Origin of the sequence: Flavobacterium sp., from assembly GCF_965657075.1 — a bacterium.
Taxonomy (GTDB): domain Bacteria; phylum Bacteroidota; class Bacteroidia; order Flavobacteriales; family Flavobacteriaceae; genus Flavobacterium.
Window position 1 is genome coordinate 38,770 of record NZ_CBFHMV010000007.1, and the last position, 23,616, is coordinate 62,385.

At 30.0% G+C, this 23,616-nt stretch carries 25 protein-coding genes; 7 read left to right on the top strand and 18 right to left on the bottom strand.

Going from position 1 to position 23,616, the window contains the following annotated elements; translation table 11 throughout:
• Nucleotides 1–23 precede the first annotated feature (23 nt).
• Nucleotides 24–398 (bottom strand): DUF3127 domain-containing protein, encoded by a 375-nt coding sequence (locus ACTF56_RS06395; protein ID WP_438966079.1) that lies wholly within the window; start codon nt 396–398, stop codon nt 24–26.
• A gap of 12 nt (nt 399–410) precedes the next feature.
• Nucleotides 411–1,286 (bottom strand): flavin reductase family protein, encoded by an 876-nt coding sequence (locus ACTF56_RS06400; protein WP_438966080.1) that lies wholly within the window; start codon nt 1,284–1,286, stop codon nt 411–413.
• 102 nt (nt 1,287–1,388) lie between these two features.
• Here ACTF56_RS06400 and ACTF56_RS06405 point away from each other — a divergent pair, with 102 nt between their 5' ends.
• Complete coding sequence (locus tag ACTF56_RS06405; RefSeq protein WP_438966081.1) at nt 1,389–2,543, top strand: sensor histidine kinase; 1,155 nt, start codon at nt 1,389–1,391, stop codon at nt 2,541–2,543.
• Here the strand turns inward: ACTF56_RS06405 and ACTF56_RS06410 are convergent.
• The 3 genes from ACTF56_RS06410 to greA are packed head-to-tail and all read right to left on the bottom strand — an operon-like array spanning nt 2,540 to nt 4,601.
• Nucleotides 2,540–3,676 carry a transglutaminase domain-containing protein gene (locus tag ACTF56_RS06410; protein WP_438966082.1) on the bottom strand — a complete coding sequence of 379 codons (1,137 nt, stop codon included), beginning with the start codon at nt 3,674–3,676 and terminating at the stop codon, nt 2,540–2,542. The genes ACTF56_RS06405 and ACTF56_RS06410 overlap by 4 nt on opposite strands.
• Before the next feature lie 40 nt (nt 3,677–3,716).
• On the bottom strand, nt 3,717–4,106 hold the full coding sequence (locus ACTF56_RS06415; protein WP_438966083.1) for an HIT family protein: 390 nt from the start codon (nt 4,104–4,106) through the stop codon (nt 3,717–3,719).
• Between the two features lie 18 nt (nt 4,107–4,124).
• Nucleotides 4,125–4,601 (bottom strand): transcription elongation factor GreA, encoded by a 477-nt coding sequence (gene greA, locus ACTF56_RS06420; RefSeq protein ID WP_438966084.1) that lies wholly within the window; start codon nt 4,599–4,601, stop codon nt 4,125–4,127.
• A gap of 247 nt (nt 4,602–4,848) precedes the next feature.
• Between greA and ACTF56_RS06425 the strand changes: the two genes are divergently transcribed.
• Nucleotides 4,849–5,265: a Rieske (2Fe-2S) protein gene (locus ACTF56_RS06425; protein ID WP_438966085.1), complete on the top strand. Its 417-nt coding sequence runs from the start codon at nt 4,849–4,851 to the stop codon at nt 5,263–5,265.
• Nucleotides 5,266–5,303: 38 nt separating this feature from the next.
• Here the strand turns inward: ACTF56_RS06425 and ACTF56_RS06430 are convergent, their stop codons facing one another.
• The 6 genes from ACTF56_RS06430 to ACTF56_RS06455 form a co-directional block, all read right to left on the bottom strand.
• The gene (locus tag ACTF56_RS06430) at nt 5,304–7,514 is read right to left on the bottom strand and encodes a TonB-dependent receptor (protein WP_438966086.1); all 2,211 of its coding nucleotides are present in this window, start codon (nt 7,512–7,514) and stop codon (nt 5,304–5,306) included.
• A 259-nt stretch (nt 7,515–7,773) separates the two neighbouring features.
• Nucleotides 7,774–8,175 carry an alternative ribosome rescue aminoacyl-tRNA hydrolase ArfB gene (arfB, locus tag ACTF56_RS06435; RefSeq protein ID WP_438966087.1) on the bottom strand — a complete coding sequence of 134 codons (402 nt, stop codon included), beginning with the start codon at nt 8,173–8,175 and terminating at the stop codon, nt 7,774–7,776.
• Entirely contained in the window at nt 8,175–9,719 is a 1,545-nt protein-coding gene (locus tag ACTF56_RS06440) for a DUF4301 family protein (protein ID WP_438966088.1), read from the bottom strand. Before ACTF56_RS06440 ends, arfB begins: the two co-directional genes overlap by 1 nt.
• Complete coding sequence (pnuC, locus tag ACTF56_RS06445) at nt 9,689–10,303, bottom strand: nicotinamide riboside transporter PnuC (protein WP_438966089.1); 615 nt, start codon at nt 10,301–10,303, stop codon at nt 9,689–9,691. The genes ACTF56_RS06440 and pnuC overlap by 31 nt, the downstream gene beginning before the upstream one ends.
• Nucleotides 10,300–11,016, bottom strand: a complete 717-nt coding sequence (locus tag ACTF56_RS06450; protein ID WP_438966090.1) for a geranylgeranylglyceryl/heptaprenylglyceryl phosphate synthase — start codon at nt 11,014–11,016, stop codon at nt 10,300–10,302. Before ACTF56_RS06450 ends, pnuC begins: the two co-directional genes overlap by 4 nt.
• 2 nt (nt 11,017–11,018) lie before the next feature.
• On the bottom strand, nt 11,019–11,663 hold the full coding sequence (locus ACTF56_RS06455; protein ID WP_438966091.1) for a 4'-phosphopantetheinyl transferase family protein: 645 nt from the start codon (nt 11,661–11,663) through the stop codon (nt 11,019–11,021).
• Between the two features lie 127 nt (nt 11,664–11,790).
• Between ACTF56_RS06455 and ahcY the strand changes: the two genes are divergently transcribed.
• A complete protein-coding gene (ahcY, locus tag ACTF56_RS06460) occupies nt 11,791–13,107 on the top strand; it encodes an adenosylhomocysteinase (protein WP_438966092.1) in 1,317 nt (438 codons plus the stop codon).
• Nucleotides 13,108–13,464: 357 nt separating this feature from the next.
• Here the strand turns inward: ahcY and rpmA are convergent, their stop codons facing one another.
• Together rpmA and rplU are read right to left on the bottom strand one after the other, a co-directional pair.
• Nucleotides 13,465–13,725, bottom strand: coding sequence for a 50S ribosomal protein L27 (gene rpmA, locus ACTF56_RS06465; RefSeq protein WP_438966093.1), 261 nt, complete (start codon nt 13,723–13,725; stop codon nt 13,465–13,467).
• A 31-nt stretch (nt 13,726–13,756) separates the two neighbouring features.
• On the bottom strand, nt 13,757–14,446 hold the full coding sequence (rplU, locus tag ACTF56_RS06470; RefSeq protein ID WP_438966094.1) for a 50S ribosomal protein L21: 690 nt from the start codon (nt 14,444–14,446) through the stop codon (nt 13,757–13,759).
• Nucleotides 14,447–14,604: 158 nt separating this feature from the next.
• On the opposite strand from rplU, the gene ACTF56_RS06475 reads away from it, so the two are divergent.
• Together ACTF56_RS06475 and ACTF56_RS06480 are read left to right on the top strand one after the other, a co-directional pair.
• Nucleotides 14,605–15,930 (top strand): M16 family metallopeptidase, encoded by a 1,326-nt coding sequence (locus ACTF56_RS06475; RefSeq protein ID WP_438966095.1) that lies wholly within the window; start codon nt 14,605–14,607, stop codon nt 15,928–15,930.
• Between the two features lie 10 nt (nt 15,931–15,940).
• Nucleotides 15,941–17,977, top strand: coding sequence for a M16 family metallopeptidase (locus tag ACTF56_RS06480; protein WP_438966096.1), 2,037 nt, complete (start codon nt 15,941–15,943; stop codon nt 17,975–17,977).
• A 58-nt stretch (nt 17,978–18,035) separates the two neighbouring features.
• Here the strand turns inward: ACTF56_RS06480 and ACTF56_RS06485 are convergent, their stop codons facing one another.
• Nucleotides 18,036–18,905 carry a DMT family transporter gene (locus tag ACTF56_RS06485; protein ID WP_438966097.1) on the bottom strand — a complete coding sequence of 290 codons (870 nt, stop codon included), beginning with the start codon at nt 18,903–18,905 and terminating at the stop codon, nt 18,036–18,038.
• A gap of 350 nt (nt 18,906–19,255) precedes the next feature.
• Between ACTF56_RS06485 and ACTF56_RS06490 the strand changes: the two genes are divergently transcribed.
• Nucleotides 19,256–19,624 (top strand): heavy-metal-associated domain-containing protein, encoded by a 369-nt coding sequence (locus tag ACTF56_RS06490; RefSeq protein ID WP_438966098.1) that lies wholly within the window; start codon nt 19,256–19,258, stop codon nt 19,622–19,624.
• A 43-nt stretch (nt 19,625–19,667) separates the two neighbouring features.
• On the opposite strand, the gene gldD is transcribed toward ACTF56_RS06490, so the two are convergent.
• From gldD to mutY, 4 genes are all read right to left on the bottom strand, one after another.
• Nucleotides 19,668–20,225, bottom strand: a complete 558-nt coding sequence (gldD, locus tag ACTF56_RS06495) for a gliding motility lipoprotein GldD (protein ID WP_438966099.1) — start codon at nt 20,223–20,225, stop codon at nt 19,668–19,670.
• Nucleotides 20,226–20,239: 14 nt separating this feature from the next.
• On the bottom strand, nt 20,240–21,532 hold the full coding sequence (gene gldE / locus ACTF56_RS06500; RefSeq protein ID WP_438966100.1) for a gliding motility-associated protein GldE: 1,293 nt from the start codon (nt 21,530–21,532) through the stop codon (nt 20,240–20,242).
• Nucleotides 21,533–21,601: 69 nt separating this feature from the next.
• On the bottom strand, nt 21,602–21,991 hold the full coding sequence (locus ACTF56_RS06505) for a single-stranded DNA-binding protein (RefSeq protein ID WP_438966101.1): 390 nt from the start codon (nt 21,989–21,991) through the stop codon (nt 21,602–21,604).
• 37 nt (nt 21,992–22,028) lie between these two features.
• A complete protein-coding gene (gene mutY / locus ACTF56_RS06510) occupies nt 22,029–23,072 on the bottom strand; it encodes an A/G-specific adenine glycosylase (RefSeq protein WP_438966102.1) in 1,044 nt (347 codons plus the stop codon).
• 131 nt (nt 23,073–23,203) lie between these two features.
• Here mutY and ACTF56_RS06515 point away from each other — a divergent pair, with 131 nt between their 5' ends.
• Nucleotides 23,204–23,497 (top strand): HU family DNA-binding protein, encoded by a 294-nt coding sequence (locus ACTF56_RS06515; protein WP_438966103.1) that lies wholly within the window; start codon nt 23,204–23,206, stop codon nt 23,495–23,497.
• The last annotated feature ends 119 nt before the right edge of the window (nt 23,498–23,616 follow it).

Genomic DNA, 23,616 nt, shown 5'->3' on the forward strand with positions numbered 1-23,616 from the left:
TGATTATTTCTCTTTAATTTTAATTAAAAAGGAAGATCATCATGTTCTTCTTCGTTAAAATTTGAAGCTGGTTCAAATGCATCAGCTGCAGGCATTGGTGGCGTAGCGGTTTGAGGTGCTTCTGCTTGTACTTTTTCAATTCTCCAACCTTGTAGGGTATTAAAATATTTTGTTTCGCCTTGCGGACTTACCCATTCTCTACCTCTAATATTGATGGCAACTTTTACTTGTTCACCCACATTAAATTGATCTAAAATATCCGTTTTATCTTGAACAAAATCCATAATAATATGTTGTGGATATTGTTCATCTGTGGTTACTACAAGTTCTCTTTTTTTGAAAGTTGAACTTACTTGTTGTGTAGGGTTTATAACCTTTACTCTTCCTAAAATTTCCATACTAATTACATTTTATTGTTTAGCTAAAAGCACTTTCCAAGCACTTAAAGCATCGTTATTGTCTAAATATTCTTTGGCTTTTTGATGTTTTTTTCCTTCATCATCAGCACTTAAAACTGCTTTTACAGCAAAATTTTGTTTTACAAAGATAGTAATTTCTTCTTCATTTGGAATAGCTTCAATGTTTCCTAATTTTCCTAAATCATTCCCGTCAAAATAAGTACTTTCTTTTATAAAATCTGGAACAGCATCAACACCAATACCTAAAGTAGCTAAGGGCTTTTCCACTTCAAATAACCCATTAATCGCTCGGCTGTACCAATTGCCACCAAGTCTGGACACTAAATCAATTTTGAGTTGATCTATCATTCCGTTTTCATCTAAAATTGTTTCACTTACATGAATTTTGACTACTTCACAAATTACCAAATTCCCAGCACCACCTTCTGTACCTAATGCAATAATATCATTTACTTTACATTCAAACTGTACAGGACTTTCGGCAACTCTGTAAGGTTGAACTACATCAGAAGCTAACATAGTTAATCCTGATTTATCGAATTCGTTAACGCCATCAGCATATTCCGTACTTGACAACGACATTTGTTGTACCAAACTATAATCGACTATATTTATAACAACTTCTCTGGTAGCATCGCAATTAATCAATGTATGTTTTATGGTATTGTTTCTAACTCTTCTAGCTGGTGAAAAAACTAAAATTGGTGGATTGCTACTAAAAACATTAAAAAAACTAAATGGTGACAAATTTGGATTTCCGTCCACATCAATTGTACTTGCAAAAGCTATTGGTCTTGGCGCAATGGCACTTTGTAAATAGCTTTGTAATTGAGCTGGAGAAACCTCTTTTGGATTAATACTTTTCATGGAGAAACATTTATACAAATATAATTTTTTAAGATTAAATTCGTTTGATTTATGTCTTAAAACTTTGTTTAAAATTTACTATTTTTACTAAAAATACAGTTAATGCAATTTACCGAAAGAAGCAACTCAACACGTTGGTTTATTATTATATGTTCCTTTTTAATTGTTCTATTAATTTTATGGAACACTTATAATTTTTTTCAAATTTTTAAAAATGAAGAAAGAAACAAAATGGAACTTTGGGTAAAGGCTTTAAAAACAGTGAATATTGCTGATTTCGATGATAATATTGAACTTCCTTCAGAAATAATAAGCAACAATACAACCATTCCTATCATTATAACGGATGATAAAGGTACGATTATAAAAAGCACTAATATTGACGAAAATACAGTAAATGATTCTATAAAAATTAAAGCTTATTTAAAGGATTTAAAATCTCAAAACGAACCTTTAAAACTTTCATTATTTGATAACGACTATCAATTAATATATTTTGGAAATTCCTCTTTAATCAACCAACTGAAATATTATCCAATTGCACTTTTATTGATTATTATTCTTTTTGGAGCTGTAGTTTATAATTTTTATAGAGCTACTAAAATGTCTACTCAAAATAAACTTTGGGCTGGTATGGCAAAAGAAACGGCTCATCAAATTGGCACACCTTTATCATCATTAATAGGTTGGTTGGAAATATTAAAATTAGACAATGTAGAATCTTCAACCATAGAAGAAATTGAAAAAGACATCAATCGCCTTCAAACCATTACGGATCGATTTTCCAAAGTGGGTTCAGAGCCTGTTTTAGAAAACAAGGATATTATTGAAGAAACCAAAACATCATTTGATTATTTAAAAGACAGAAGTTCGAAACAAATTAATTTTAAATTTATAGCCCCAAATGAACCCATAAAGGTTGCTATAAATCCAGCTTTACACAGTTGGACCATTGAAAACTTGGTTAAAAACGCAATTGATGCCATGAAAGGAAAAGGAAATCTGACGCTTTTGATTGAAGAAAAGGAAGATTATGTTAGAATTAAAGTTATGGATAGTGGCAAAGGAATACCTAAATCCGATTTTACAAAAGTTTTTGAACCCGGATTTACTACCAAACGACGTGGTTGGGGATTGGGTTTATCACTAACTAAACGAATAGTTCAAGAATACCATAAAGGAAAAATAAAAGTGGCTCAATCGGAAATTGGAAAAGGAACAACCATGCAAATTAGTTTGAAAAAAGTAGTTGCTTAAAACATTCTTTTTCGTTCTCTTTTATCTGCTTTTAAATAATCATCTACAAAAATTTTATGTGTTTTTGCTTCTTCTATAACTGCAATTAATGCTCTTTTAAATTGATTTAGTTCGTATAAGTTATCTTGACCCACAAAACCAATTTTATAAATTTTTGTTTGACAATTTTCTAAAATTCGCAAAGGCATTGCAATCATCGTATTTATTTCGTTATCACTTTTTAAGGGTTTAAATTGATTGTTTCGGTAAGTAATAAAGTCATTAAACATCTTAATAGCTGCATTATATTCGTCAGTAATGGCCTGAAATTGAAACAAATTTGAATTCATATTAAAAACTTCTAATTGCTTAATCATTAAATCATAACGTTCTTTGGCTAGTTTTGAAGTTATACCTGTAGCTTCCATTCTTAACTTTAAATCTTTGGTGTTTTGAAATTGAGATTGGTTGGAATAAGTTGCAATTAATCTTTCAAAAAGGATATAGGTATTTACTGAATTTGTACTTTGTTTACCTGAAATAAAATCTTCTTCTGTATACGGATTTTTCAGAAATTGCCAAATATAATCAAAAGGCATATGATCTTTAATGCTTTGTTCAGGTGAAATTTGAAAATAATTAGATGTAATTTTTCTAACAAATTTTCCATTAATAATGACTCCTGAATCCCAAGTTGGATCAAAAATATACCATTTATTATCTTCCAATTGCATGCCACACCAAGCGTGAGAAAGTGAAGCTAATTTTTGATTTTGTTTGGTGTAACCCGAAATTAAATAACAATTGTAACCTAAATTTTGAACTATGTCTTTAAAAAAATAAGCATAATGAATACAAACTCCCTTTTTGGTATTGATTGTTTTACTGTTCATGTCTTCTTCTGAAATGACCAGATTTAGGGTAAACTCGAAAGTAACATCATAACTAATAGTTGCAATAACATAATAGTAAGCCGCTTTGATTTGATCTTGTTGCGTACTAAAATTTTTCTGAATATAGGCTGCAATATTTTCAGAACTGTACGTTTCAGATTCAGGAATTTCATTCATTACTTTTTCAACAGAAGCGTAACTACTTTTGGATTGTGAAAAAAGTAAGGTTTGAAAAAACAGTAGACAAATTATATATTTCATAGACAACTAAAACAAAAAAACACCAAAATAGGTGCTTTTATTATAAATTTTGAGCAATATTTTTTGCTAGAGATTCAAATTCCTCTTTTTCTAGAGACACTTTTCTTTGAAATCGCATATCGTCCATATCTTGTAGTGGAATTAAATGTACATGCACATGTGGAACTTCTAATCCAACCACTGCAACACCAATTCGTTTGCAGGATACTGTTTTTTCTAAAGCTTTGGCAATTTTTCTTGAAAAAGACATTAATTGTAAATATAAATCTTCTTCCATATCAAAAATTTTATTGATTTCTAATTTAGGAACACAAAGTGTATGTCCTTTTGCGTTTGGATTCACATCTAAAAAAGCAATAAAATTTTCGTCTTCAGCAATTTTATAACAAGGAATTTCGCCATTTATAATTTTAGTAAATATAGAAGCCATAGCTGATTTTTTTTAAAATTAATCTCTTGAAATCTCTAAAATTTCAAATTTAAGCACTCCATTAGGTACATTAATTTCAGCAATTTCACCAACAGATTTTCCTAACAAGCCTTTTCCAATGGGAGAAGTTACAGATATTTTACCCGTTTTTAAATCGGCTTCACTTTCTGCAACTAAAGTATATTTCATTTCCATACCGTTAGTTTGATTTTTAATCTTAACATTAGATAAAACTAACACTTTAGAAGTATCTAATTGAGATTCATCAATCAACCTAGCGTTGGCTAATAATTCGTCCATTTTAGAAATTTTCATTTCCAGTAATCCTTGAGCTTCTTTAGCAGCATCGTATTCGGCATTTTCAGATAAATCTCCTTTATCTCTAGCTTCTGCAATAGCTTGTGAAGCTTTAGGACGTTCTATGCTTTTTAAATGATCTACTTCGTCTCTAAGTTTTTTTAAACCTTCTGCTGTATAATAGGATATGTTACTCATAACTTCATTAATTATATAAATAGAAAAAATCCCACACCTATGGGATTCCTTATTGCAAATATAGAAATTTATTTGATTAAAGTATTTTTTAGCATATTATTTTATGATTTTATTCGTTTATAATGTAGTTTTGATTTTGAATTAAATTACCTTGAAATCGCCATCAACTAATTGTTTTTTTTGGACACAAACATCAATAATAAAAAGCGCTATCTTATATGACCTCTAACAAATAAATTTTACATTTATGAAAAAGATTATTTTAATTGGATTAGTTTTCGTTTTATTTGGATGTGATAGTGAAATCATACAAAACAATCCTTATTTACCCAATTACAACGTAAATTTTACTGTAAATAAAGATTTGCCTCTATACAATAGTTTAAATTTTACAGGAAATGGTGTTTTAATCAATACTACTGGAATCGGAATTAGAGGTGTTTTTGTATTTAATACTGGAACAGGTTATACGGCTTTTGATGCTGCTTGTCCCAACCAACCTTTAAGTGCTTGTTCTACCATGACATTAAATGGCATAATGGGTGTTTGTCCATGTGATGATGCAGAATACAGTTTATTTACCGGATTATCTCAAGGAAAAGAATATCCTTTAAAAGCCTACCGTGTTGAAGTTAATGGAAATAATTTAAGAATATACAATTGATAAAGCAGGGAAGTTATTAAAACTTCCCTCTTTTTTTACTAGAATTTCAAGTTCATTCCTATGAAGAAATTTCTTCCTGCTTGCGGATAAAATCCAGCTCCTTCAATTGTAGAAATTGTTCCTGGATTTGAAAAATCATCATCATAGGTGTAAAAATAACCATTGGATTCGTATTCTAAATCAAATAAATTATTGACCAACAAAGAAAAAGTAATATTTTCAAAAACTTTATTTGTTTTTAATACATAGTTTAAATTTAAATCATTTACAAAATAACTGTCTAATTTTGAGTTAGTAGCATCTATATTTCCCATATATTGTTCCGATACAAATTTAGATAAAAAAGCGGCTTGAAAATTACCAAAAGGCTGATAAACCAATTGATTTGAAGCTATAAAATTGGGTGAAAAAGCAATGTTTGTATGACCTAAATTTTGAAGTATTCCGTCTCTTTCAAAAAAGAAATCTTGGTTTTTATTCTGACTTAATGCAAAATTAGGCACCAACATAAATTGATCATTTAATTGTATAGTAGCATCAACTTCTAATCCTAATCTATAACTTTTTCCGCTGTTAGTAAATATGGGAGCACCAACATCATTTAAACTACCCGTTAATACGAGTTGATCTTTATATTTCATGTAATATATATTGGTGTTTAATTTTATTTTAGGAGTACTGAATCTCCAACCTAATTCATAATCTTGCAAATGCTCGGCTTTGAAACTGTTGTTTTCATAATCATCTCTTCTGGGTTCTCTGTTGGCAATAGCATAAGAAAAATAAAGACTACTATTATCGCTCGCATAAAACGTTAAGCCTGCTTTAGGATTGAAAAAATTGAAAACATCATCTACAAAAGTTGGTTGTACACCATTGGCCTGGTACCCTACTCTTCTGTATTGTAAATCGGCAAATAAACTTAAACTAGAAGTAGCTTTATAATTTACTTTTGAAAAAACATTGAAATCGGTTTTATTAGCATAATCATCATAATATCTGTCTCTTATTTCACTATTGGAAGTGAATTGAGCCCAAATAACTTCACCAAAATGATCGCCTTGATATTTGTTCCAAGCACCACCCAAAATTATATCTAAATTATTTTTTTTATAGTTGGCAGAAAAAGTGGTTCCAAAGAAATCATTCTTCAACCAACGTCTTCTAATTACATCTGTAGTGGCTATTGTTTCGCCTCCAATTACAATCGGATCAAAATTATAGGTAGCAAAATCTTCGTCTTCTTTATACTGCTCAAAATAACCTCTTCCATAAGTGTAATGTAATGCAAAATTCGTAGTCCAAAACGCATTCATTTTTTCACTCCAATGCAATTGATAATGATCTTGATTGTAATTATCTACTTCATTATCATAAAATTTCATGTTTCCAGCAGCATCAAAATACATTCCTGCCACATTAAAAGTTCTGTCGTTTTTAAGTTTTTCTGGATCTTCTAAACCATACCATGCTTGATAGGTTTTTTCTTGACCACCAAAAACCAAAGCTTTAATTAAAGTCGATTTTCCTTTATAAACACCTTGTAAAAAATACCCTTTTAAATCTGAGGAAGCTCTATCAATAAATCCATCCGAATTGATTTGAGATAATCGACCTGACAATTCAAAACCACTTTTCAACATTCCTGTGTTGAATTTCACTGTATGCTTTCTGGTATTAAAACTTCCAAACGAATTGGCTATTTCTCCTCCAGATTTTGATTGAAAATTCTCGGTAAGTACATTTAAACTTGCCCCAAAAGCACCTGATCCGTTTGTAGAGGTTCCGACACCACGTTGCAATTGAAGACTTTCTACAGAAGATGCAAAATCGGGCATATTGACCCAAAATGTGCCTTGACTTTCTGATTCGTTATATGGAATTCCATTGATGGTTACATTAACACGAGAAGCATCGCTACCTCTAACTCGAATTCCAGTATAACCTACACCAGCACCAGCATCTGTAGTAGTTACCACAGAAGGCAAATAATTCATTAGAATAGGAATATCTTGACCTAAGTTTCTTTTAGCAATTTCTTTTTTATCTAAATTACTAAATGTTACGGGTGATTGTGAAGTAACTCTCACCGCAGACACAATAATTTCGTCTAAGTTATTGACTTTAGTAGTGTCTTTGTTTTGCTCTTGAGAAATGGCAAAAGTTGTGTAAAATAACGCCAACAGACTTAAATAAGTCTTAGTACTTGGTATTTGGTACTTGGTACTTTTTGTAAATAATTGTTTCATTCGTAAATAAATTATACGAATAAAAGGGGTAATTATTCTTTGGTTAAAATTAAATTGAAAACTCCAGACGCAAGCAAACGTGCACTTTTACTTTTGTCAATTCCCTAAACAGCATTACCTGTTCTAGGTTCTATGGGTATAATCTCAGCTCGATATTTAGAGCACCCCTTTGAGACGTTGCAAATATAATAGAAAGTATTAAGATTTTGGTATTAAGTATTAAGATTTTTTAATATCATTTTTCATTACAGTCTAAATATTATAATTCAGGTTTTTTTCGATTTTGCTTAATTGTTGAAATGGTTTTTTTAGTTTTCAGTCTTTTTTCTTTAACTGCTCTTGGTACTTTTGTTTCTTTTCTGATTTTAGGTTTTTCTAACCCTTTTTTTAAAATTTCGAAAAATCTTTTAGTAACAATTGTTTTGTTTTTCAATTGACTTCGGTCTTCGTCACAATTTAATATAAGAATATCTTCTTGGGTTAATTTTGAAGCAATTTTTTCTTTTAAATATACTTTTTCTTCCTCACTTAATCCTTGTGAATTTTGTAAATCAAAAGTCAATACTACTTTAGAGGAAACTTTATTTACATTTTGTCCACCAGCACCACTACTTCTTACTGCTTTAAAGTTTAATTCGGAAAGTAAAATTTGTTTATCCATTAAAACATTTCTTTATCTAAAGGTTGGTGAGAAGGCTTTAATAAATCGTTAACTGTTTTTACTGGATTAAAGGTAGACAATGGTACTTCTACAAAAATTGTAATCCAATGAGCCATTGCACCATTCCACAAACCAGGCAATTCATAAGATTTTACTGGTTTTCCATTTCTATTTTTTTCTACAATAAAACCTGTATTTTTATCAACAAACTGTGTTAAATCAAATTTTTTATTTTTAAAATCTTTGATACCACAAACCAAATCTACAGGATTAAAATGCGTTGCCTGATCTACTATTTTCTTTTGATCTTTATCTTTCAAATTAATTTGAGAAGTTTCAACAATTTGTAGCGAAGACAAACCATTTTCTTTTTTTACCCAAAAAGGTCCTCCTCCAGGTTCTCCTTCATTTTTTACCATTCCACAAATTCGAATAGGACGATTTAATTCTTTAAAAAGCAATTCAATTTTATATTCAGATTGAAATTTATCGAAATTAATGGGCAAAGAAATATTGAGCTGTTCTTTTGCAAATAATTCAATTTCTTTAATCAGATTTTCATTAACAGAATGACTTCCTAACTTATCTAAATAAGTAAAAATTTGAGCTTGTTTTTTCAACAACAATCCTCCTAAAACTTTTTTATAAGTCAATATAGACTCCATGTGAATTTGAGAAACATTATCAATATTTTTAACAAAAAGAATATCCGATTCCAATTGATTAAGATTTTCAATTAACGCTCCATGACCACCAGGTCTAAAAAACAAGCTTCCATCATCCTTTCTAAAAGGAGTGTTATCTAAATTTACAGCAATTGTGTCAGTAGATTCATTTTGATAAGAAAAAGAAATGGCTACATCAGGATAGTGCTTTATTATATTTTCAAAAAGATGTTGATGCTCCTTTGAGATTGTAAAATGAACTTGGGGTTTATCTTCTATTCCTTTATAAAAAATAGTTTCATTAATATGCTCTTCAACTGGTGTGAGTTCAGCATTGTTTTTAATATGAAAAGGTAAAACTCCTTTTGGCATATTTGAATAATCAAAATAATCGGAAGACAACAATGTTTTGATTAATAAATAATCCTTTTTGTCTTTCTCAAAATCTTGATAAGAAGGGAATATTTCTAAAAGCTTATTTTTTAAATCTCTGTAAAAAGGAAAATTTTTAATTCCAATCAAAAAAACGTTTAAATCGTGTTGTTTTTTATGATTGATGTACGAATTAATAGTGTCTTTTTCAACATCAAATTCAGATAAAAATTCAGATAAAAATTTAAACATTCTACTCGCTGCTCCTGAAGCAGGAACAAACTTAGTTATTACTTTTTGACTTTTATTTTCATCAAAATAGCGACACAATTCTTCCATTTCATCCGTTGAAAAATGAAAAATTCCGTCACCAATAGTAGCTGATTTTTGAAGATTTATTTTTGCTATACCATTATTAAAATAATGCAATTGTTGTTCTATATTTTCAAGTAAAATTCCTTTTTCTTGAATTTGATTTAAATCACTTTCGTTAAATATTTTTTCCATTCTAAGTATGCATAAATTGCAATTATTGTAAATAGCACATATTGTAGGCTTGTAAAAGTATATCCTTTATAAAAATATAAAGGTATTGAAACTAGGTCACCAATTATCCAAAAAATCCAATTTTCTATCTTTCTCTTGGCCATTAACCACATACCAACAAAGAAAATTCCTGTGGTAAATGTATCTACATAAGCTGCCCAATTGGTAAATTTATCAAAATATTTATATACAAAAGCCACAAACAACAATGTTAAAACAAAAATAACAATTCCTTGATAATACTCTTTTATTGTCATTTTAGAAATTGGAAATTCGGGTTGATCTTCTTTTTTCCTTGTCCAAATATACCAACCATATATACTCATTGTCGTGTAATATCCATTAATTAACATATCACCAACCAAACCCCATTTATTCAGTAAATAAACAAACAAAATAGTACTAATAATTCCTGTAGGATAAACTAAAATATTGTTTTTTTTGGCAAAAAGCACACTAACTAGTCCAAACAGAATAGCAACAATTTCTAAAACAATATCGACTGTTTCATATTCTTTATACTGAGAAAATAAAAAATCTATCATTCTTCAAAGAAATTTGGATTATTTTCAAATGCTGTTCCAATTACAACTAAATCAGCTCCAGCAGTAAATGCATTATCAATTTCAGTTTTACTTCTGATGCCACCACCAACGATTAAAGGAATATTAATTATATTAGAAACTTGCTTAATCATTGCACAAGGAACAGTATTTTCAGCACCACTTCCTGCTTCAAGATAAATTAATTTATTTCCCATATATTCACCTGCTTTTGCAGTTTGAGCAACATAATCAATGTTTTTTCTTGACAAAGGTTTTGTTTGACTTACTCTTTCAACTGCGGTTTCCTTGCCATTTTCAATTAAAATATATCCTGTTGATAGTACTTCTAGATTTGTTTTTTCTAAAAAAGGAACTGCGTTAACTTGTTGTTCAATTAAATATTCAGGATTTCGACCTGAAATTAAATTTAAAAATAAAATTCCGTCAGCATTATCAGAAATTTGAGCGAAATTTCCGGGAAAAATTAGAATGGGTAATTTAATTTTAGATTTTAAAACCAAAAGCAATTCATCTAAATAATTCCCTTCAAAAGAACTTCCACCAACAAAAATATGAGTAGCTGGTGATTCATTTATTTTTTGAATTAAGTTCGAAGTTGAGTCTAACGAAACTTTATCTGGATCGACAAGGATTGCTAAAAGTTTTTCTCCTTTAATTTTAGAATTTAGTATTTCTTGATATATTTTTATCATTGTTAATTTTGGAAAGCACAAACAAACATATAATCTTCAAAAGAATCAAATTGAACCTTAAAATCTTCTAATTTATTGTTGAATTTAAGTTTTGCAAACGCTTTCTTATCCTCAAAATTAAAATCTTCCTCAAAAATGTGATTCGGAAAGCTAATACCTGTTTCGTTTTTAATTTTAAAAATACTCTCTTTAATACCCCAAATAACAGTTGCTTTTTTAATTTTTTCTTCTTCTGTTAGATTATCCAAATGTGAAAGATTCATGAATTTTGGTGCGATTTTTAAGATTTTCTCTTTTAAAATTTCTATGTCAATTCCAATATTTTTATCACTTAGAGCAATAGCCGAAAATCCATGGGAATGCGAAATAGAAATATGCATTTCCTTTATACCACAAGCTTGCGGTTTTAGATTAGGTTTCCCATGAACGTCGTAATACAAATCAAAATCATTATAATCAATATGTTGCAACAACTTTCTAACAGCCAAAAAACCTTTTTTATGACTTTCAGATTTCATACCATCTAGTCTGGATATTGAAGAATCTTTCAATTTTACTTCATTGTAAAGTTCCTCCAAGTCTTCTGTAATCTTCCACAAATATAATTTGGTATTATTGGCTAAATAAACAACTTTATGTAATGGCATAGAATATTTTACTGAATTTCAAACAATTAAACTACTAAACAATTCACAAAATAAGTGAAATATTTAGTAAATAAAAAGGAATTACTTACCTTTGCACCTTCAAATTAATAATACAAATATACGATAGATGAGTACAAAAATTGCAACTTATGTACCTTATAAAGTTAAAGACATATCTTTAGCAGATTGGGGAAGAAAAGAAATTGAATTAGCGGAAGCTGAAATGCCAGGATTAATGGCTTTAAGAGAAGAATATGGTGCAAGCCAACCTTTAAAAGGAGCTAGAATTGCTGGTTGTTTACACATGACCATCCAAACTGCTGTTTTAATTGAAACGTTGGTTGCTCTTGGTGCTGATGTTACTTGGTCTTCTTGTAATATTTTCTCTACTCAAGATCACGCTGCTGCTGCCATTGCTGCTGCTGGAATTCCAGTTTACGCATGGAAAGGATTAAATGAAGAAGATTTTGATTGGTGTATAGAACAAACTTTATGGTTTGGAGAAGATAGAAAACCATTAAACATGATTTTAGATGATGGTGGAGATTTAACAAACATGGTTTTTGATAGATTCCCTGAATTAATTGCAGACATTAAAGGTTTATCTGAAGAAACCACAACAGGAGTTCACCGTTTGTACGAAAGAATGCAAAATGGAACTTTACACGTACCAGCAATTAACGTAAACGATTCAGTTACTAAATCTAAATTTGACAACAAATATGGTTGTAAAGAATCTGCAGTAGATGCAGTTCGTAGAGCAACAGATATTATGTTAGCTGGAAAAAGAGTTGTAGTTTGTGGATATGGTGATGTTGGAAAAGGAACAGCGGCTTCGTTTAGAGGAGCTGGTTCAATTGTTACTGTTACAGAAATTGACCCAATTTGTGCTTTACAAGCTGCAATGGACGGTTTTGAAGTTAAAAAATTAGATACGGTTGTTTCAAATGCTGATATTGTTATTACTACAACCGGGAATAAAGACATTGTTTTAGGTTCTCATTTCGAAAAAATGAAAGATAAAACTATCGTTTGTAACATTGGTCATTTTGATAATGAAATTGACATGGCTTGGTTGAATAAAAACCATGGTTCATCTAAAGTTGAAATCAAACCTCAAGTAGATAAGTATACTGTTAACGGAAACGATATCATTATTTTAGCTGAAGGGCGTTTAGTAAACTTAGGTTGTGCAACTGGTCACCCAAGTTTTGTAATGAGTAATTCATTCACCAACCAAACTTTAGCTCAAATTGAATTATGGACAAACGCTTCAGCATATAAAAATGAAGTATATATGTTACCAAAACATTTAGATGAAAAAGTAGCGGCTTTACATTTAGCTAAATTAGGTGTTGAATTAGAAGAATTAAGACCCGATCAAGCAAAATATATTGGTGTAGAAGTTCAAGGACCATTTAAGCCAGAATACTACAGATATTAATATAAGTAAATAGTGATTAGTTACTAGTAATTAGTCTAAAATAGTATGAAAACCCTTGCAGCATTGTGAGGGTTTTTATTTGGGCAATTGCCAAGGCACCGTGCTATTCGTTATATCTTTTCTTTTTTTAAAGAAAAAAAGAAAAGGATGCCACTACTATCACTATTGCAAAAACGCATTTACCATCAAAAATATTTTTCTTTCCAAAATTCTAGTCATGCTAAATTCATTTCAGAATTTCAAATTAAACATACAAAAACCTAAAACATCATTACAAAACATATCATATTAAAAAAATAAAAAATCCCAAACTCTTTTGGAATTTGGGATTTTTATAATTTTGAAGTTTCTAATCAATTATGCTTCAAAAGGAACAATAGATACAAATGATTTGTTATCCCCTTTTTTCTGAAACTTAACCAGTCCGTCAACTCTTGCATGTAAAGTATGATCTTTACCCATGTAAACGTTTTCACCCGGATTGTGTTTAGAACCTCTTTGTCTTACGATAATGTTTCCAGCAATTGCAGCTTGTCCACCATAAATCTTAACGCCTAAACGCTTCGATTCTGATTCTCTACCATTCTTCGAACTACCGACACCTTTCTTGTGAGCCATGATGTTTTGGTTTTATAAGTTAATATTAAAATTAAACAGCTTTACCACCGTTTAATTCATCTTGTAATTTTTTCAATTCGTCCATTTTACCATCAGCAGCCAATTGAGCTTGTTGTGCCCATGTACCTGGATCTAAATGTTGTACTTTAGCTTCAGCAGCGTCTAAAATTTCTTTTACACTTTCAGCAGAAGCATTAGCCAATTTAGCAAAAGTATCAATACCAGCAGCAACTAATACTTCAGCAGCTTTTGGTCCAATTCCTTCGATTAATTTCAAATCATCTTCTTTTTTAGAAGCTTTTGCTTTTGGAGTTTTTGCCTCTTCAGCTGGAGCATCTACAACTTTTTGAGCTTTAGCAGGAGCTTCTTTCTTTGCATCTTCTTTTTTAGGAGCTGCTTTTTTAGAACCTGTAGCTAAAATACCTTCAATTAAAATTTGAGATAATGATTGTCTGTGACCATTTTTCTTTTTGTAACCTTTTCTTCTTTTCTTTTTGAAAACGATTACTTTATCTCCTTTTAAGTGGCTTAACACTTTGGCTTCAACAGAAGCACCTTCTATAGCTGGGGCGCCTAGAGTTATTGTACCATTATCATCTAACAATAGGACTTTGTCAAAAGAAACTTTCGCTCCTTCTTCATCCTGTAGACGGTGTACATAAACTTTTTGGTCTTTGCTAACTTTAAATTGTTGCCCTGCTATCTCTACGATTGCGTACATAACAATGTGTTTAAATTATTTTTTTAAGGTTGCAAATATACAACTAATTACAATACCCACAACACTTTAGTTAATTATTTTTTTAACGTATTTTTGTTTTAAAACTGTAACTTTTTTACGAAATTAGCAACTAATTAGAAAATCAACAAATTCATTTTATGAAAAAATCATTAATGGCTTTAAGCTCAATACTTATGTTAGGAAGTATTTCAACTGCACAAAATGTAGCATTTGAGGAGTTTGATTTAGATAACGGCTTACATGTTATTCTTCATCAAGACAACTCTGCTCCTGTTATTATCACATCTGTTATGTACCATGTAGGTGCTAAAGATGAACAACCAGACCGTACCGGTTTTGCACACTTTTTTGAACACCTTTTATTTGAAGGAACAAAAAACATTGAAAGAGGCGAATGGTTTAAAATTGTAACTGCTAATGGTGGTCAAAACAATGCAAACACTTCTGACGACAGAACCTATTATTACGAAGTTTTTCCATCAAATAATTTAGAATTGGCTTTATGGATGGAATCGGAAAGATTAATGCATCCTGTAATTAATCAAATTGGTGTTGATACTCAAAATGAAGTAGTTAAAGAAGAAAAAAGACTACGTGTAGACAATCAGCCTTACGGAAATATTTTTAAAGCCGTAAAACAAAACTTATTCAAAGTTCACCCTTACAAATGGACAACTATTGGAGAAATGGAACATTTAGATGCTGCTACTCTTGAAGAATTTCAAGCATTCAATAAAAAATTCTATATTCCAAATAACGCTGTGTTAGTGGTTGCTGGTCAATTTGACAATGCTCAAGCTAAAGAATGGATTCAGAAATATTTTAGTGCCATACCTAAAGGAACTCCTGTTACAAAAAACAAAGTAGAAGAAGAGCCAATCACTAGCGTAATTAATGCTACTTGGGAAGATCCAAACATTCAAAAACCAATGTATCTTCAAGCTTACAGAACTCCTTCAATGAAAACTAGAGAAGCTAGAGCATTAGACATGTTATCTACTTACTTATCTGACGGAAAAAGCTCTGTACTTTATAAAAAAATGGTAGATGATAAAAAAATGACTTTGCAAGTTGGTGCGTTTAACAATGGTCAAGAAGATTACGGTATGTATCTAATATATGCTTTACCAATGGATGGATTTACTAAAGAAGACATCCAAAATAACATTGACGAAGAAATTAAAAAAGTACAAACAGAGTTAATTTCAGATAAAGATTACAACAAACTTCAAAATATTTTTGAAAACCAATATGTTAACAGCAACACAAGTGTGGAAGGAATTGCTAGTAATTTAGCAACTTATTACATGCTTTATGGGGACGTAAATTTAATTAATTCAGAATTAGGAATTTACAAATCAATAACCAAAGAAGAAATTAGAGATGTAGCTAAAAAATATTTGAATCCAAATCAAAGATTATTATTAGACTATGTTCCAGCAACAGATAAATCTCCAAAATAAGAACAGTAAAATGAAAAAAATTATAACAATAGTAACTAGTTTGTTCTTTATGACAACAATTACAGCTCAAGACAGACCAATGCCAAAATCTGGTCCGGCACCGAGCATAAATATAAAATCACCTGAAACTTTTACTCTAAAAAATGGATTAAAAGTAATGGTTGTCGAAAATTCTAAATTACCTAGAGTTTCTTTTAACTTATCTATCGACAATACCCCTTACACAGAAGGAAACATCAAAGGAGTTGCTGACATTTTGAGCGACATGATTGGAAATGAAACTAATAAAACTTCTAAAGAAGCTTTTAATGAAGAAATTGACTTCTTGGGTGCTAATATTGGTTTTTACTCTTCTGGTGCATTTGCTAGTGGTTTATCAAAATACTCTGGCAGAATTTTAGAATTAATGGCAGAAGGAGCTCTTGATTCAAAATTTACTCAAGAAGAATTTGATAAAACAAAAACAAGATTAATTGAAGGAATTAAAACCGACGAAAAAAGTGTAACTGCAAACGCAAGAAGAGTTGAAAACATTTTAGTTTACGGTTTAAATCATCCAAGTGGTGAAAATACTAGCGAAGAAACTCTAAATAATGTAACTTTAAACGACGTAATTTTAAACTATAACACTTATTTTGTTCCAGAAAACGCATATCTTGTTGTTATTGGTGATGTAAAGTTCAAAGAAATTAAAAAACAAATTGAAAAAGCATTCAAAGGTTGGAAAAAAGCTACAGCTCCAAGTTTAACTTTCACTGAACCAACTGATGTTCAATATTCTCAAATTAATTTTGTGGATATGTCAAATGCCGTTCAATCTGAAATTTCTGTAATCAATGTTTCGAATCTTAAAATGACAAACAAAGATTATTTTGCAACTCTTTTAGCTAACCAAATTCTTGGTGGTGGTGGTGAAGGTAGATTATTCCTAAACTTACGTGAAAAACACGGTTGGACATACGGTTCGTATTCTTCAATAGGTTCTGGAAAATATACTTCAAAATTTAAAGCTACTGCTTCTGTAAGAAACACGGTTACTGATAGTGCAATAGTTGAAATCTTCAATGAAATTAAACGCATGAGAACTGATTTAGTTTCTGACGAAGATTTAAGAAATGCAAAAGCTAAATACGTTGGAAACTTTGTAATGCAAATTGAAAAACCAGAAACTGTTGCTAGATATGCATTAAACAAAGAAACTCAAAGTTTACCTGATGATTTTTATGAAAATTATATTAAAAACATCAACGCTGTAACTGCAGAAGACATTTTAGCTGCAGCTAACAAATATTTCTTAGCTGATAATTTAAGAGTTGTTGTTGTTGGTAAAGCAGCTGACGTTTTACCAGGTTTAGAAAAAACTGGAATTCCAATCATGTATTTTGATCGTTTTGGTAATAAAGTAGATAAGCCTGTTATCAAAAAAGAAATTCCTAAGGGAGTTACTGCAAAAACTGTTTTAGAAAGCTATATCAATGCGATAGGTGGAGAAAAAGCTTTAAAAGATGTAAAATCTACTATTTTAGTTGGAAAAGCTTCAGTTCAAGGTCAAGAGTTATTATTAACTACAAAAACAACTTCTAAAAATCAATTATCTTACATCATTTCTGGAATGGGAATGGAATTAGGTGGAATTAAATTCAACGGTACAAAAGCGATTGAAGTGCAACAAGGTGGTGCAAGAAAAGAAATTACTGACGCTGAAAAAGTTGCCAATGCAAAAAGAATGTCACATCCTTTTGTTGAGTTAGAATTAGTTAACGATTCAAGTTTGACCATCAGAGGAATTGAAAATGTTAATGGTAAAGATGCTTATGCTATAAAAGTTGGAAAAAGAACATTAATGTATGATGTTGCTTCTGGATTGAAAGTAGCTGAATCAAATGAAACTGAGCAAGGTACACAAATGATGATGTTTGATAATTATAAAGAAGTAAAAGGTATTAAATTCCCATACAATACCATCCTTCAAATGGGAATGGATTTAGACTTTGTTACTCAAGAAGTTAAAATCAACGAAGGGGTAACCGAAGCTGATTTTGAATAATTTTCAATCACAATAAACTACTAAAAGTCATTCCGTAAAAAGAATGACTTTTTTTATACTATTTTTTACTTGAAAAATAAACTCCAAACAAAACTACTATTGCACCAATTCCTTGTACTAAAGATAATGTTTCATTCATTACAAAATAACCTAAAATGATAGCTACAACAGGAATCAAATAAGTAACAGAAGAGGCAAAAACAGGCGAAGACAATTGAATTAACTTAAAAAACAAAATGTTAGATAAACCCGTTCCTACAATTCCTAATACAGCAATATATCCCAAAGAAGTAATCACTTTCGGCTCAGAAGCAATTTCAAAAAAATCAGAAAAATACAATACCAACAAAGCTGGAATGGACATTACTATAAAATTTCCAGTACTTATGGTTAAAGGTTTTAAATCAGATAAATACTTTTTAATTAAATTGACATTAATACCATAAAAAACAGAAGCCAATACAACTAATAAAGCATAGTAATAATTTTCAGTGGTGTTCTCTCCTTTTCCAAATAAAACTAATAAAATACAACCCAAAAAACCTATAAGAACACCAAAAATTTGTCGTCTTTGAACATCCATTTTAAAAAATAAAATTCCTGCAACTAATGTGTTTAAGGGTGTTAATGAATTTAAAATAGAACTTATGGAACCGTCAATTTTAGACAAGGCAACAGCAAACAAATAAACGGGTAAAAAGGTACCAAACATTGAAGTTATAGCAATGTATTTCCATTTGTGTCTTGGTATTTTTGTAATTTGTTTAAATCCAACTAAAATTAAAAAAGCAGCAGCAAATAAAATTCGCAAACTTCCCATTTGAACTGGATTGACACCTTTTAGACCCAATTTCATTAATAAGAAAGAGCTTCCCCAAACACAACCTAAAAAGATTAACAAATACCATTTTTTATTGTTTTCCATCATTCACAGAATTATTTTTTGCAATTAAAAGTTTATAAAGTGCAAAAATGCGTCTTTATTTTCAATTTAACAGTGCTTATTGAAGGCTTTTGTTTGTGATAATTGTAACATTTAAAAAAAAGAGAATTACTATCTTTGTATTTTAAATTATTCGTGAGAATTATGAAATCGCTACTAACAACAAGTTTGTTGCAAACAAACACCTAAATAGATAAGGAGATACCATATGAACAATAAAAATCAAATAATTATCTACATATGAAATCGCCATTAACAACAAGTTTGCATAAGCAAACACCAATAAATAAAGAGGCGATAACATATATGACCACTAACAAATAAATTTTACATATATGAAAATAGTAAAAAAAGCACTTTTAGCAGCAACAATATCCTTATTAGCTGTAAGTTGTAAAAATCAAGAAGTAAAAGTAAGTCAAGAAATTGCTTCAGAACCTGTTGAAAATATTAAACCAATTCCATCAAATCCAAAAACAGCTTCATTCGAAATTGAAGGAATGACCTGTGCTGTGGGTTGTGCCAATTTAATTGAAGGAAAACTTTCCAAATTAGATGGTGTTGCACAAGCTAAAGTTGACTTTGAATCTAAAACAGCAACTGTAACTTATGATGCAGATCTATTAGACCAACAAAAAATTACTAAAACTGTTGAGGCAGTTGGCGGTGGAAAATTGTATAAGGTTTCGAAAGTTAAATCTTAAAAAAGGTTTACAAGTTTTAAACAGAAAATCTAAAATACCAAATCTAATTCTCCCATTTTATTGTTTCCAACATATGTTTCATATCTTTTGTAATGTAGTTGGCCGCTGGCATAATGGAATCAAAATTAGGTTTGGCGTAAAAGTATACACTAGCTGTTACAAAGTTTTTAGTACTATCAGTTGCATAAAACAAGGCATTAGTTGCTGCGTCACCTCCTACAGAGTAAAACATACCGTAAACCCTATCATCAGGATTTATAAAAGGCTGTTCTATAATTTCATCTGCTTTGATTACGTGATTTTTATAGGTTAACTTTTGTGCATCTAAAAGCAAATCGTTTAAATCGTTATTTACAGATTTATAGGTTAAATAAACAGTAGCCTTCATTTTTGGATAGTGAATTTCTACAGCACCATTAGATTTATTTTGCAATTTAGAAAAATCATTAATTTCTAAACTAAAAGGATATTGAGTAAGGGTATCATAATACGCTGGCATTGGATATTCTAAACGAAGTAAACTTGTCGGTTTTGGAGTAACATCTCCACCACAAGAAACCAAAGCAATAGCAAAAATTATAAATAATATGTAGTTTTTCATTTTTAAGTCTTTAGTTATTGTAACGTAATTTTTAATTGTTTTATTCTACGTTTATCAACTCCAACCACTGTAAAAAGGCAATTTTCAAAAGTTATTTTGGTATTTTTCTTTGGAAAGTTTCCTGAAATTTCTAAAATAAATCCTGCCAAAGTTTCAGCTTCACCTTTAGATTCTTCAAACTTATCTTCATCAACTTCGATAACTCTGTAGAAATCTTTTAGACTAACTTTTCCTTCAAAAAGGTAATTTTTATCATCAATTTTAGAAAAACTAATGTCTTCTTCATCAAATTCATCACTAATATCACCCACAATTTCTTCCAAAATATCTTCCAATGAAACCAATCCAGAAGTACCACCATATTCATCAACAACAATTGCCAAATGATTTTTCATACCTTGAAATTCTTTTAAAAGATTATCCAATTTTTTGTTTTCTGGCACAAAAAAAGGTTCTCTCAAAAGGGTTTGCCATTCATAATCTTTATGATCGATAAACGGAATTAAATCTTTGATAAACAAAACACCTTCTATGTGATCAATTCCTTCCTTATAAACTGGAATTCTGGAATATCCTTTTTCGACAATTTTTGGCATAATTTCCTTGAACGATTCCGAATATTCAATGGCAAAAATATCAATTCTTGGACTCATGACTTGTTTTACATCGGTGTTTCCAAAGGTTACAATTCCTTCCAATATTTTTTGTTCTTCGGTAGTAGTTTCTTTTTGATCGGTTAATTCTAATGCTTGCGACAATTGGTCCACTGAGAAATTGGTTTTCTGAACACTGAACTTTTTTTCAATATAAACCGTAATGTTTCGCATTGGAACACTAATTGGACTCAACAATTGATTTAAAATTGAAACAGGAAGACTTACTTTTTTGGCAAAAGAAATCTTGTTTCTACTCGCATAAATTTTAGGTAAAACTTCCCCAAAGAGAAGAATTAGGAAAGTCAATAAAAGCACTTCAACCGAAAAACGAAGGATTTTATTTACAATGCCTTCAAATAATTTTTGATTTATAGATGAAAATAAAATTACAACACCAATATTGATAAAATTATTGGCAATTAATATAGTAGCTAATAGTTTTTTGGGACGCTGTAATAATTCGTTAATTAACTTCCCTTTTTGTGGACTGTGGTGATCTAAATCATCCAAATCTTTTTGATCTAATGAAAATAGTGCAACTTCTGAACCAGAAATAAAAGCAGAGCAAACAAGAAGAATAATGACTCCTAATAAGCCAAAAATCAAACTAAAATCTATTGTATTTAAAAAACTGGAAGGATCTGAGTCCAAATTGGAAAATATTAGTTAAACATTATAAAGAAAAAATCTTTATTATTTTAGACCACAAAATTAGTCATTTTACATATCACTTTCACCAGAATTGAAATTTTGTTTGTTAGCATCAGAATCTTTTTTTGTTGCTAAAAACGTAAATTCTGTAACTTGAATTTCGGTAGTGTACTTGGTAGAACCATCTTCAGCTTGCCAATTTCTAGATTTTATTCTTCCTTCAACATAAATTTTATCTCCTTTTGAAAGATATTTTTCACAAATTTCAGCAGCTTTATTTCTTACCACTAAATTATGCCACTCTGTTGAAGTGATTTTTTCACCAGTAGTTTTATTAATATAAACTTCATTGGTGGCTAATGGAAATCTTCCAATACAGTTACCACCATCAAAATAATGCATTTTTACTTCGTCACCTAAATGACCTATCAACATAACTTTATTCAATGTTCCGCTCATGGCTTATAATTTTATATATCAAATGTACTAAATATTTTTATTTGCCATAATAACTTTCTAAAAAATTATAAATTACAATTGGAAAAGGCATTTTTTTTATTTCATTAATTGACAAACCTTCTGGAATTATTTCATCTAATATAACTTTACAAAATTGAATGTGTAATTTTTGATGCGAAAGCTTATGAATTACTTTTTCTGCAACTAAAACTTCAATAGAATCAATTTTATATTCATTTTTAAACGTTTCGTTTATCGTTTCAATTAATTGAGAATTATCTAAATCTCCTTGAGTTTCTATCAAAGGAAACTCATATAAATTTTGCCAAATTCCTTTTTCTGTACGTTGGTTAATTATTGAATTTTCGTTTAAATCTTCAAAAATAATATAATTCAAAAACCTCGAAGTAACTTTTGTTTTTTTTGTCTTTACAGGCAAGCTGGCAACTTTTTTGTACTGAAGTGCAGCGCAACTGAACGATAAAATGCAATTGGTGCAATCAGGACTTTTAGGAACGCATTGTAAGGCTCCAAATTCCATAATAGCTTGATTATGTATATGAGAATCTTTAGAAGGCAAAACTTCTTGAGCTAGATTTTGAAATATTTTTTGCGTTGAACCCATTGAAATGTCGTTTTCAACATTAAAGTATCTTGACAAGACACGATACACATTTCCATCTAAAACAGCAACAGGTTCGTGTTTAGAAAAAGAGGCAACTGCTGCGGCTGTGTATGCTCCTACACCTTTTAACTTTAATAATTCATTGTACGAATTTGGAAAAACACCGTCTAGATGTTCAACAACAAATTTTGCAGTTGCATGAAGATTTCTTGCTCTTGAATAATATCCCAAACCTTGCCAAAGTTTCAAAACTTGTTCTTCATTAGCGTTTGCTAAGTCAAAAACTGTTGGAAAATTACTCAAAAAAGATTCAAAATAAGGCAAACCTTGAGCTACTCTTGTCTGTTGTAAAATTATTTCGGACAACCAAATTGTGTAAGCATCATTTGTATTTCTCCAAGGCAAATCCCTTTTGTTTTGTAAATACCAATGAATTAATAAGTTAGAAAAAGTCATAAAAATTGTTAATGGAACAAAAATAACTTTTATTATATTAAAATTTAATTGATTATGCTTGAAATATTGTTTTTTTAATTCCTATATTTGCACACTCAAAAAAAATTTGAATAATATTAATACGTAAGAAAATGACGAAAGCAGATATCGTAGCAAAAATTTCTGAAAAATTGGGTCTTGAAAAAGGAGACGTTCAATCTACCGTTGAAACATTTATGGAAGAAGTAAAAGATTCATTAGAATCAGGAGACAATGTTTATTTAAGAGGTTTTGGTAGTTTTATAGTTAAAACTAGAGCTGAAAAAACGGGTAGAAATATTTCAAAAAACACTACTATTAAAATTCCAGCACACAATATTCCTGCATTTAAACCAGCTAAAGTTTTTGTTGAAGGAGTAAAAACAAAAACAGAAGTTACAGTATAATTATTTATTAATCTAAACCAACAACATTATGCCAAGTGGTAAAAAAAGAAAAAGACATAAGGTAGCAACTCACAAACGTAAAAAGAGAGCGAGAGCTAACCGTCACAAAAAGAAAAAGT